General features: G+C 58.4%; 1 protein-coding gene. It reads left to right on the top strand.

Annotated elements, in window-relative coordinates; all coding sequences use genetic code 11:
- Positions 1-18: 18 nt before the first annotated feature.
- The coding region (locus OEB96_RS00055) for a hypothetical protein (RefSeq protein WP_266213329.1) at positions 19-221 on the top strand (203 nt) is incomplete at its 3' end.

Genomic DNA, 221 nt, shown 5'->3' with positions numbered 1-221 from the left:
CTGGCCTTCATCTCCGGCATGGCCCATCGCGACTCACCCATCGCCGCGGACGTGGGACGTGCGTTGTGGCGTGCCTTGGCATCGAAGGAACACGAGCATGGCGATCTGATTTGGGATATATACATTTCGTTCATCGACACGGAGTTGAGGAGGACGATCGAGATGGAACTGAGCAATTGGAAGCCCCAGAGTGACTGGGGGCGGAGGCTCTACGAAGAGGG

It is taken from the genome of Paraliomyxa miuraensis, from assembly GCF_026337845.1.
Lineage (GTDB): Bacteria > Myxococcota_A > Polyangia > Nannocystales > Nannocystaceae > Paraliomyxa > Paraliomyxa miuraensis.
This window is presented reverse-complemented; position numbering and strand designations above follow the sequence as displayed.